General features: G+C 63.7%; 9 protein-coding genes. 6 read left to right on the plus strand and 3 right to left on the minus strand.

Features of this window, described 5'->3' with window-relative positions:
• Positions 1 to 184 precede the first annotated feature (184 nt).
• The 3 genes from nirK to AC3WOS_RS22120 are packed head-to-tail and all read left to right on the plus strand — an operon-like array spanning position 185 to position 3130.
• Positions 185 to 1684, plus strand: coding sequence for a copper-containing nitrite reductase (gene nirK, locus AC3WOS_RS22110; protein ID WP_492718588.1), 1500 nt, complete (start codon positions 185 to 187; stop codon positions 1682 to 1684).
• A 13-nt stretch (positions 1685 to 1697) separates the two neighbouring features.
• Positions 1698 to 2504, plus strand: coding sequence for a formylglycine-generating enzyme family protein (locus AC3WOS_RS22115; protein ID WP_492718590.1), 807 nt, complete (start codon positions 1698 to 1700; stop codon positions 2502 to 2504).
• Positions 2501 to 3130, plus strand: coding sequence for an SCO family protein (locus AC3WOS_RS22120; RefSeq protein WP_492718592.1), 630 nt, complete (start codon positions 2501 to 2503; stop codon positions 3128 to 3130). Before AC3WOS_RS22115 ends, AC3WOS_RS22120 begins: the two co-directional genes overlap by 4 nt.
• Here the strand turns inward: AC3WOS_RS22120 and AC3WOS_RS22125 are convergent.
• The 3 genes from AC3WOS_RS22125 to AC3WOS_RS22135 are packed head-to-tail and all read right to left on the minus strand — an operon-like array spanning position 3127 to position 7033.
• On the minus strand, positions 3127 to 4746 hold the full coding sequence (locus tag AC3WOS_RS22125) for a GMC family oxidoreductase (RefSeq protein WP_492718594.1): 1620 nt from the start codon (positions 4744 to 4746) through the stop codon (positions 3127 to 3129). The two genes, AC3WOS_RS22120 and AC3WOS_RS22125, sit on opposite strands and share 4 nt — an antisense overlap.
• Before the next feature lie 27 nt (positions 4747 to 4773).
• Positions 4774 to 5946, minus strand: coding sequence for an alkane 1-monooxygenase (locus tag AC3WOS_RS22130; protein WP_492718595.1), 1173 nt, complete (start codon positions 5944 to 5946; stop codon positions 4774 to 4776).
• A gap of 52 nt (positions 5947 to 5998) precedes the next feature.
• On the minus strand, positions 5999 to 7033 hold the full coding sequence (locus AC3WOS_RS22135; RefSeq protein WP_492718596.1) for a 2Fe-2S iron-sulfur cluster-binding protein: 1035 nt from the start codon (positions 7031 to 7033) through the stop codon (positions 5999 to 6001).
• 132 nt (positions 7034 to 7165) lie between these two features.
• Between AC3WOS_RS22135 and AC3WOS_RS22140 the strand changes: the two genes are divergently transcribed.
• From AC3WOS_RS22140 to AC3WOS_RS22150, 3 genes are all read left to right on the plus strand, one after another.
• A complete protein-coding gene (locus tag AC3WOS_RS22140; RefSeq protein ID WP_492718598.1) occupies positions 7166 to 8212 on the plus strand; it encodes an AraC family transcriptional regulator in 1047 nt (348 codons plus the stop codon).
• Positions 8213 to 8573: 361 nt separating this feature from the next.
• Positions 8574 to 9158, plus strand: a complete 585-nt coding sequence (locus AC3WOS_RS22145) for a hypothetical protein (RefSeq protein ID WP_492718599.1) — start codon at positions 8574 to 8576, stop codon at positions 9156 to 9158.
• A gap of 754 nt (positions 9159 to 9912) precedes the next feature.
• Positions 9913 to 10587 (plus strand): methyl-accepting chemotaxis protein, encoded by a 675-nt coding sequence (locus AC3WOS_RS22150; RefSeq protein ID WP_492718601.1) that lies wholly within the window; start codon positions 9913 to 9915, stop codon positions 10585 to 10587.
• The last annotated feature ends 6 nt before the right edge of the window (positions 10588 to 10593 follow it).

Raw genomic sequence — 10593 nt, forward strand, 5'->3', positions numbered from 1 at the left:
CGTCCGTATCGCGCAAACTGAACCCGATTTGATCTGGGTCAACTTTTTTTCACATGCTCTGCGGTATACCTGTTGCAGTCTTTGATACGCATCAAGACCCGTGTTGTCGTATTGTCATAAGAACGTTTCCCCGTCAAAGCCGGCGCCGTCAGGCAGGCCATATAAAAAAGAAAAGGGTACCGCCATGCATACTTCCACCTTGAACATTTCCACCCTGCTACGTGCCGCCGGACTGGCCTGCGCCCTGCTGGCAGGCCTGCCCCCGGCCCACGCGGCCGACGCCAAGAGCAAGGCCACGGGCGACTTCGGCCCGCCGCAAGGGGCGCCCATCAACGCTGTGCTGACCAGCCCGCCCATGGTGCCGCCGCCCACCAACCGCAACTATCCGGCCAAGGTGATCGTCAGCCTGGAAGTGGTGGAAAAGCAGATGCCCATCTCGGAAGGGGTCAGCTACACGTTCTGGACGTTCGGCGGCACCGTTCCCGGCAGCTTCATCCGCGTGCGCCAGGGCGACACGGTGGAATTCCACCTGAAGAACCATCCCGACAGCAAGATGCCGCACAATATAGACCTGCACGGGGTGACGGGTCCGGGCGGCGGCGCCGCCTCCAGCTTCACGGCGCCCGGCCATGAATCGCAATTCACCTTCAAGGCGCTCAACGAAGGCATCTACGTCTACCACTGCGCCACGGCGCCGGTCGGCATGCACGTGGCCAACGGCATGTACGGCCTGATCCTGGTGGAACCCCCTGAAGGCTTGCCGCCCGTGGACCACGAATACTACGTGATGCAGGGTGACTTCTACACGGCCGGCAAGTACCGCGAAAAAGGCTTGCAAGCGTTCGACATGGAAAAGGCCATCGAAGAGAAGCCCACCTATGTGCTGTTCAACGGCGCCGAAGGCGCGCTCACGGGCGACAACGCCATCAAGGCCAAGACCAACGAATCGGTGCGCCTGTTCATCGGCAACGGCGGTCCCAACCTCGTATCGAGCTTCCACGTGATCGGCGCCATCTTCGACCGGGTGCGTTTCGAAGGCGGCACCAACAGCCAGACCAACGTCCAGACCACCCTGATTCCGGCCGGCGGCGCCGCCATCGCGGAATTCAACACCAAGGTGCCGGGCAGCTACATCATGGTGGACCACTCCATCTTCCGCGCCTTCAACAAAGGCGCGCTGGCCATCCTCAAGGTGGACGGGCCGGAAGACAAGACCATCTATTCCGGCAAGGAAGTCGATTCCGTCTACCTGGGCGACCGCGCCGCGCCGGACATGAAGTCCGTCACCAAGGCCACGGCGGCCGCCGCCAGCGGCAACCTGACCGTGCAGGACCAGATCAACGCCGGCAAATCGCTGTTCGCCGGCACCTGCTCGGTCTGCCACCAGGCCAACGGCGCCGGCCTGGCCGGCGTGTTCCCGCCGCTGGCCAAGTCCGACTTCCTGAACGCCGATCCCAAGCGCGCCATCGGCGTCGTGCTGCACGGCCTGACGGGCAAGGTACAGGTCAATGGCAAGCCCTACGACTCCGTCATGCCGCCGATGAACCAGCTGAACGACGACGAAGTGGCCAACATCCTCACCTATGTGCTCAACAGCTGGGATAACAAGGGCGGCCAGGTCAAAGCCAGCGACGTCAAGGCCATCCGGGCCAAGCCGGTAGCCAAGGCCCCGGCCGCGCACTGATGCGGATGGCGCCGTGAACCTGCGATCGACCTGGACCCTGCCCCTGCCGCTGGCGCTGGCGGCCCTGCTGCTGGCGCCGGGCAGCTGGTGCGCCGCGGCCGACTATGTGGCCGTGCCGGCCGGCCGCCTGGTCACCGTACTCTCGGGCGGCAACGCGGGCAACCCGCCCGTCAAGGTGGGGCGCTTCGCCATGCGCAGGGAACCGGTGACCAACCGCGAGTTCCAGGCCTTCGTCGCCAGCCACCCGGAGTGGCAACGGGGCGCGGCGCCGCCCATCTTCGTCGATGCGAACTACCTGCGCCAGTACGACCAGGCCGACGTCGCCGCCGGCCTGGACCAACAGCCCATCACCAACGTCAGCTGGTTCGCGGCCCAGGCCTATTGCGAGAGCGAGCAGGCCCGCCTGCCCAGCTGGTACGAATGGGAATACGTGGCGGCGGCCGACGAGCACCGCCGCGACGCCCGCAAGGATCCGGCCTGGCGGGCTCGCATCCTGGCCTGGTACTCGCAGGCGTCGAACGGCAGCCATGCTGCCATCGGCGGCGCACCGAACTTTTACGGCGTGCGCGACATGCATGGCCTGATCTGGGAGTGGGTGGACGATTTCAACGCGCTGCTGGTGAGCGCCGACAGCCGCGACCAGGGCGATCCGGAAAAGCTGCAGTATTGCGGCGCGGGCGCCATCAGCCTGCAGGACCGCGACAATTTCGCCATCCTGATGCGGGTGGCCCTGCTGTCCTCGCTCAAAGGCGCCGACAGCACCAACGACCTGGGTTTCCGCTGCGCGCGCAGCCTGACCAAGAACAAGGACAAGAAATGAAGCCCTCCTTCCTCACCGGCCTGTCCGCCCTGCTGCTGTCGTCCCTGTGCGCGCTGGCCCTGCCCACCGCGGCCACGGAGACGCCGGCCGCGCCGGCAACGGCCCTGCCATCGACCTCGCTCTACCAGCTGCCCGCCGCGCTGAGCAACCAGGACGGCAAGGCATTCAAGCTGCGCGAACTGCGGGGCCGTCCTGTCCTGGTGAGCATGTTCTACAACTCCTGCGAATTCGTCTGCCCCATGCTGATCGACACCATGCGGCTGACGCAGCAAGCGCTGGACCAGGACAGCCGCGAGCGCCTGTCCATGCTGCTGATCACCTTCGACCCCGCGCGCGACGACATCAAGACCCTGAAGACAGTGGCCCGCCAGCGCGAGCTGGACCCGGCCCGCTGGACCCTGGCCCGCACGGATGCGGCCAGCGTGCGCAAGATCGCCGCCACGCTCGACATCCAGTACCGCCGGCTCGAGAGCGGCGAATACAACCACACCACGGTGCTGGTGCTGCTCGATGCGGATGGCCGCGTGCTGGGCCGCACCCGCAAGATGGGCGCCGTCGATCCCGAGTTCGTCAAACTGGTCCACGACACCATCGCCGCCACGCCGGCCGGTCCGGCGTCACGCTAGACAGGGGTCCGGCACGTGCCCCGCAGCCATTCCGCCGCCCGCTCGGCGAGCATGATGGTCGGTGCGTTCGTATTACCGCTAATGAGCGTCGGGAAGACGGAGGCATCGACCACCCGCAGGCCAGTCAGCCCATGCACGCGCAATTGCGGGTCGACCACGGCCATGGCGTCCGTCCCCATCTTGCAGGTGCCCACCGGATGGTAAATGGTGTCCGCCCTGGCCCGTATGCTCTCGATCAGTTTGCCGTCGTCGTCCGTATGTAGGGGATGTACTTCGCGCGGAGCATATTTCGCCAGCGACGGCGCATTCATGATCGCGTGCGTCTGTCTGATGCCCTGTGTCAGCAATGCAAGGTCGTCCGGGTGGGACAGAAAGCGGGGATCGATGCGCGGAGCCGATAGCGGATCGGCGTCCAGCAACCCCACCTCCCCGCGCGACTTGGGCCGCAGCACGCAGACGTGGCACGAATAGCCGTACCCAAATCGCAGCTTGCGGGCGTGGTCCTCGACGATGCTGATGACGAAGTGCAGCTGCAGGTCCGGGCGCTCCAGCTCCGGATGGGATTTAATGAAGCCCGCCCCTTCGGCAAACGGCGTCGCAATCATGCCCGTGCCGGAGTGCCGCCATTGCGCCATCGCCTTGAGAGCGCGTACCGCGCCGACGGCACCGATGCCGACCAGATCGGTCTCGTCGCATCGGTACGACAGGATGAAGTCCAGATGATCCTGCAGGTTCTTGCCCACGCCCGGCAGCGCATGGCGCACTGGAATGCCGTGCCGCGCGAGCTCCTGCGGATCGCCGACCCCGGACAACATCAGCAGTTGCGGCGAGTTGAACGCGCCGCCGGCCAGGATCACCTCGCGCCGCGCACGAATGACGGAAGTGGCGCGGCCCCGCAGGACCTCGACGCCCACGGCGCGTTTGCCATCGAACACGAGCCTCAGTGCGCGCGTATGGGTCAGCACCGCCAGGTTGGCACGGTGCATGGCCGGGTGCAGGTAAGCGGCGGCCGCCGAGCAGCGCTCGCCGTTGCGGGCGCCGCCATAAAACTGCGTCACCTGGTAGTAGCCAACGCCCTCCTGCTCCGGGCCGTTGAAATCGGCGTTCAGGCGGTAGCCGCATTCGAGGCCGGCCTGGATGAAGTCGCCCGTGATGCCGCGCGGCGACTGCTGGTTCGCCACCTGGAGCGGGCCGTCCGCGCCGTGCCATGCGTTCGCACCGCGCTGATTGCCTTCGGCCCGCTTAAAATACGGCAGCACGTCGTCATAAGACCATCCGGCGCAGCCCAGCCGCTGCCAGTCGTCGTAATCCTGGCGCTGGCCGCGCACATACAGCATCGCGTTGATGGCGCTGGATCCGCCCAGGCACTTGCCGCGCGGTTGATAGCCGCGCCGGCCATTCAACTCCGCTTGCGGCACGGTCTCGTAGGCGTAGTTGTTGATCCGGGGCCGGCCGGGCACCATCGCGATCACCCCGGCCGGAGCGCGCACCAGCAGGCCGCGACCGTCGCCGCCCGCCTCCAGCAGGCATATCGTGCATTGCGGATCTTCGCTCAGGCGGCCAGCCAGCGCGGCGCCGCCGGAACCACCGCCGACGATGACGTAATCAAATTCCATACTTTTTCCTTTGTTGGCAAGGCGGGTTCAAGAGGCACGATTGGCCTGGACAAAGGCGGCAATGCCGCTGCGCGCGTTGGCCTGCGCGGCCAGCTTGCGTTCGTCCGGCACGGCGTGGTCGCGGTCCCAGGCCAACACCTTGGGTATCATCAGCTTGTGCCACAGCGGCGGTATCAAGGCCACGACGATGGTGGTGAGGTAGCCGCTGATCATCATCGGCGCGCCGGGGAAGGGCTTGAGATCCTGGTATGGCACTTCGCCCTGGGCGTGGTGATGGGAGTGGCGGGTCAGGTTGAACATGGTCCAGGAGCTGATGCGCTTGTTGGTGTTCCACGAATGGCGCGGCTGCACCGGCGTTGCCGGGTCGCGCACGATGCCGTAATGCTCCATGTAGTTGACGATCTCCAGCAGCGCCTTGCCCCACAGCGCGCACAGCGTGAAATAGCCGGCCGCTTGCCAGCCACCCGCCAGCCACGCCAATGCCACCAGCGTTGCACTCATCAGGTGGCCGCGGATGACGGCGTTGTGCAGCGACAGCGCGCCATGCCCTTCCCGCTTCAAGCGCTTTTTCTCGATATGCCAGGCGCTGACATTGCCCTTGATGGTGGAGATAACAACGTGGGCATACACGTTGCGGCCACGCGGCGCCGTTGCCGGGTCTTCCACCGTGGAGACGTAGCGGTGGTGGCCGTACACGTGCTCGATGGCGAACACGGTGTCGAAACTGAAGGCCAGCAGCCAGCGGCCGATCAGCATGGAGACCGGGTCCCACGTACGGTGCGTCAGTTCATGGCCGGTGATGGTGCCTATCATGCCGATCATGAGGCCCGTCAGCACGATGCCGGAAACATGATGGCCGGGTGCCGTGGCATCGCGCGCCGCCAGCAGGTCTATTCCCGTCCAGCGTGCCAGCCATGCGCCCAGGCCAAGCACGTCGCCTGGGCTCACGCTCCAGACGGCGGCGAACACGATGGCCGCCAGCAGCGGCAATGCCAGCCACAATTGGAACGTCAGGATGCCGGGATGGCCAAAGGCGGGCACGCTCGTATCGTCGCCGCAAACGCCGTCACCGACGATGTAAATGGCCAGCACCAGCGCGAGGCCAGCCGTAATGTAGCCGCCGCCGGCCAGGATCGCCGCCAGCGCGATCAGGCCGATGACGTGAAACAGAAAGTACTTCAGGTAATGCAGTGTCTTCATCTTGTCTCCTTCTTTTTTATTGAAATGGGTGTAATTCTTATCGCGCGGGGGCTTACGCCGAGGCGCGTTGCGGCTCGCGCAAAGTGGTGAACCGGTCGGCGTGGATGTGTTCGGGCGCGATGCCGCACCGTTCAAGCGTGGCGGCGCAGGCATCCACCATGGGCGGCGGCCCGCACAGATAAGCGTGCGATCCATGCTCAAGGACGCCGGCGATCCGGTCGGCGACCATGCCCCGTTTCCCCGGCCACGGCGCACCGTCCGGGACGGCGGACAATACGGGGATGAAGGTGAACTTGCCGCGCCAGCGTTGCGCCAGCGCCGCGATTTCGTCCAACGCGTAGAGGTCGGCCTCCCGCTGCGCGCCGAACAGCAGCGTAACGGCGCGCTCGACGCCCTTGTCCGCCGCATCCATGAGCAAGGCCAGCACGGGCGCCAGGCCGCTGCCGCCGGCGACCAGGATCATGGGCGCATAGTCCGGCCGCAGCCAGAAGTCGCCGAGGGGACCGTCGATAGTCACCTGCTCGCCCACCAGGGTTTGCTCGTTGAGCAGCGTGGACAGCGCGCCGCCCGGCACCTTCTTGACGAAAAAGCGCAGCTGCGAGTCCGGCTGGACCGGCGAGGCAAAGGAATAGCTGCGCGACAGCTGGCCCAGGCGCGCCACGCTGACATTGGCGAACTGCCCTGCCTTGTAGTCCAGCGATGCATCGAGCTGGATGCGCACCATGGCGATATCGTGCGTGAGCCGCTCCTGCGCCACGATGCGTCCCGTGACCTGCTTGCGGGCCTGCTGGCCGGCCATGTCCACCTCGACGGCGATGTCCGTCTGCGGCACGGCCTGGCAAGCCAGGATGTAGCCCCGGTCCAGGTCCTGGTCCGACAGTACATAGCCGGTCCTGGTCAGTTCCTTGACGCGCCCTTCCAGCAGCCGGCATTTACAGGTGGCGCAGCCGCCCACCCGGCAGCTGTGAGGGAAGTCGATTCCCTGCCGCAGCGCGGCCTGCAACAGCGTTTCCCTGGGGCTGACGGTAATCGGCACGCCATTGATGCGGGCCGTTGTTGCGTGTTTTTTGGACAGGAATGAGAACATATTTTTGCACCGATGTAGCCGTTCAAGAGGACTTCATCGTAAGGGGAGCGTCGTTTTGTTGCGAGGTTGGCCATTGACATTCATGGGTCATTTTTTGACAATGTGTGCATCTCAGCCGCCGGATCCACCCACATGAACTCACCAGAATTCGCACTGCCAGTCCAATATGTACGCCAGATCGCGGACCAGGTGAGCCGGATGGGGGCGCCCATGCCCGCCTCGTTCGCGCGCCACAAGTGGACGGAAATTGACGTCAACGACCTCTCCTACACCCTGTCGTTCGCCGACTTTCAGCAGATGCTGCTCGATGCGATGGCGGCGACGGGGGAGCCGGCGTTCGGGCTGCTGGTGGGGGAACGCATGCTGGTCAGCAGCCACGGCATCCTGGGTTATGCCGTCATGAACAGCGGCACGCTGCGCCAGGCCATCGCGGTGATGACGGACTATCTGCAGATCCGCACTCGCCTGGTCTATGCGCGGCAGACCGTCGTGGGCGACGAAGTCCGTTTCATGCTGGAGGAATCATTCGCGCTGGGCGCAGTGGAGCGCCCCGTGCTGGAAACGATAGTCCTGACGATCAAGAACCTGTTCGACTACGTCACGACGGGGCCCTCACCGGTCAAATACGTGTCGTTCCCGTTCACGGCCCCTGACTACCAGGACCTGGTGCAGGACGTGTTCCACTGCGATGTGCGCTATGCCGAACCTTGGACCGGCTTCGCTTTCCCGCAAAGCATTGTGGACGCCCCGCTGGCCATGGCCAATCCGACTACCCTGCGCGAAACCATCCTGATCTGCCAGAAGGAACTGGAGAAGATCGCGCAGCAGCAATCCTGGCAGATGAAGCTGCGGCGCGCGCTGTTGGAGCAGCAGAGCGGCTTTCCATCGCTGAACGTGGCGGCACGCCTGTTCAACCTGACACCCCGCACCTTGCACCGGCGCCTGACTGTAGAGGGCACTTCATACAGCGCGGTGGTGGACGAGGTGCGCCACCAGCTGGCCATCGAACACCTGAAGGCGGACAAGCTTTCGTTCCAGGAGATCGCCTATGCGCTGGGCTACACGGACCTGTCCAATTTCCGCCGCGCGTTCAAGCGCTGGGAGTCCGTGTCGCCATCGGCCTTTCAGGCCAGTCGCAAGGTGGCGGGGCATGGCGCTCGCGCGCATATCGACGAGTAGATGGTGCTTCCGCCAACGGTTCTCCGCTGCCAGACGTAAAGCACCAGGCGGCGGTCAAGTTTCGATACGCTGAACGGAATGCGCGACACCTCCATGGTCAGCAGGTCGATCAGGTCGGCCGCTTCCGCTTGCGGCAGAAAGCCGGCCGGTGTCGCGTCGCGGCAGGCCCGCCAGGCGGCCCAGGCGTTCTCGCATTGACGCCTTGTTCGGGCGCGATGCCAGACGATGCTGGTTTTACGCTTACTATTCGCCTGGCGTCTTGCAACCACATTCAGTAGCTCTTGCAATAAGCTTAACAGACGTGTACCTTTCCAAAGAGGCGTTTGATCGCACCGACGCTATCGTCCATTGGGAGTACGCCATGACCACCTTGCAATTCGCCACGCTCGACTCTTCCGGGGTAAAAAACTTGCCTGTTCCGGTCTCGGATGTAGATATAGACCAATGGGTTTTTGCGCAAGGCTCGACACTGTACACGTGGGGCGCCGGTCCTTGCATGAACGTCGTGATTCACGATGCCGAGCATAACCGTGGTTGTCTGGCTCACATCTCAAATATAGTCGACATTGGCGACATGGGTAACGACTCATTCGTAAGGAGTAGTCTTTATCACAAAGCCTGTTTCTCGATCTGGTCAATGATTCGTAAGGCCATGCCGGGCACCACATCGTTTGAAATCTGGCTGGGTGGAGGACAGGCGTTTAGTCCCGGAAGCAAGTTTGTCAAGACTGACGATGTCAACTACGACTTCCCGGAATACCTGATTAAATTTATGGGTGAGGCAGGGGTGAGCGTCAAAGTACTCGATAAAAGGCTGCAAGGTAGCGACATCGCTTATGTTCCCGCCTGCAACCAAGTCTACGATATCAGCAAGGTCCTTATGGACGTTCATGATGTGAAAACAAAGGAAGCTTTATCAGCTCGCATCGAGGGGAAGTGTCTCTAACATTTCCGCATGGGCAAGCAGTCAGGTTGAGGCACGCGGTTGTTCGATACTTGGTCAACACGCGGTGAGCTGCACAAGCTTGCTTGCCCGGATCGCTACAGGTAAGTGTAGCGCAGCACAGTGCACACCCGATGACGCAGCGTTTGCGAGACCTCGACCTGCATAACGCCTAGGCTATGTTGGCATTTCACAGCCATACCTTGCAGCTCCGTTCCAACGTCGGTGCAATCGTGCGCCAATGGCCAGACCTGCCGCACCCCGGTTGGACGGGATGAGCGCGCCATACCCGAAGCTGATCGCCACCATGCCGCCGACACGACAACTGGCCGTTGCCAACCGGCTTGCCGTCGCGCGCACGCCTGATGCGGTGCGGTGCCAGCCGCGCCCGTTCATGGTGCAGCGCCCGCCCACGGATCACCGTGCAGGCCACTATTGGGCAAAAATGGTGCGGTGCCACATTTCCCGCGACGCAATAATCAGGCACGAGTCTTGCTTGATATGTAAATTGGAATCAATGGCGATTCCATCATTTACGCGCCGGTCTAACGATGGACCGGCAGGACAACGGCGTCCACTCAGCATGGTCGAGCGCCAGGCGGGGTGGACGCTTTTTTGTTTTCTGAAGGCACATAGACATGACACTCCAGCTAACTCGCGTCAAGCTCTACTCCAACTGCACGCCTGCGACCATCATGCAGCCGCCATCGGCGCAAGCGGCGCGGCAATCGTCCATGTTCGTCCCGGGAGAGCGCGCATGCTGACTTCAGAAATGGTGACCACCAAGGCACGAACGGACGACGCGTCTACCCCGCTGTCGGGCGAAGTATTTGGCGCGCTGATTAATCTGTCCGGACGGCGTCGTTTCACCTCGCAGCGCCTGGCATTGTTCGCAATGCTGGCGGCGCAAGGCGACCAGCAGGCCGCCCCCATCGCGCGCGAGGCGCTGACGCTGTTCCGCAACGCCCACACGGTGTTGGTGCAAGGCGACCAGAAACTGCCGGGGATATTTTGTCCTGAGCTGCACGAGGCCTACTTCGGCCGGCTGGCCGGCGATCGCAAGATCCTGCAATTCATCGACCTGGCCGAGCGCACGCTGCACGCGATCGAGCAAGGCAAAGCGGACGCGCCGGCCCTGCTGCAGCAGCTGACGCGCGACGTCACACCGATCCTTGATGTGCTGAACCAGATCACCACGGTCTATGAGGAACAGGCGAAGCGCCACGCGCTGCTGATGCGCAAGCAGCTGCGCGGCATCATCACCGATATCGAATCGTTCGCCAAGCAGGCGAAGATGGTGGCCTTCAATGCGCGCGTGGTGGCGGCGCGCGCCGGCCATGCCGGCAAGGAGTTCGCGGTCGTGGCCGGCGTACTGTCGTCGATCACCACCGAGATCGACGATATGGTGAGAATGGCGCTCAACGCTGCCTGAGAGATG

It is taken from the genome of Rugamonas sp. FW305-51 (assembly GCF_058786935.1).

Bases quoted from the DNA above. Each gene is read 5' to 3' on its own strand.
- AC3WOS_RS22150 (WP_492718601.1), top strand. From the start codon at position 9,913: ATGCTGACTTCAGAAATGGTGACCACCAAGGCACGAACGGACGACGCG.
- nirK (WP_492718588.1), top strand. From the start codon at position 185: ATGCATACTTCCACCTTGAACATTTCCACCCTGCTACGTGCCGCCGGA.
- AC3WOS_RS22140 (WP_492718598.1), top strand. From the start codon at position 7,166: ATGAACTCACCAGAATTCGCACTGCCAGTCCAATATGTACGCCAGATC.
- AC3WOS_RS22145 (WP_492718599.1), top strand. From the start codon at position 8,574: ATGACCACCTTGCAATTCGCCACGCTCGACTCTTCCGGGGTAAAAAAC.
- AC3WOS_RS22120 (WP_492718592.1), top strand. From the start codon at position 2,501: ATGAAGCCCTCCTTCCTCACCGGCCTGTCCGCCCTGCTGCTGTCGTCC.
- AC3WOS_RS22135 (WP_492718596.1), bottom strand. From the start codon at position 7,033: ATGTTCTCATTCCTGTCCAAAAAACACGCAACAACGGCCCGCATCAAT.
- AC3WOS_RS22130 (WP_492718595.1), bottom strand. From the start codon at position 5,946: ATGAAGACACTGCATTACCTGAAGTACTTTCTGTTTCACGTCATCGGC.
- AC3WOS_RS22125 (WP_492718594.1), bottom strand. From the start codon at position 4,746: ATGGAATTTGATTACGTCATCGTCGGCGGTGGTTCCGGCGGCGCCGCG.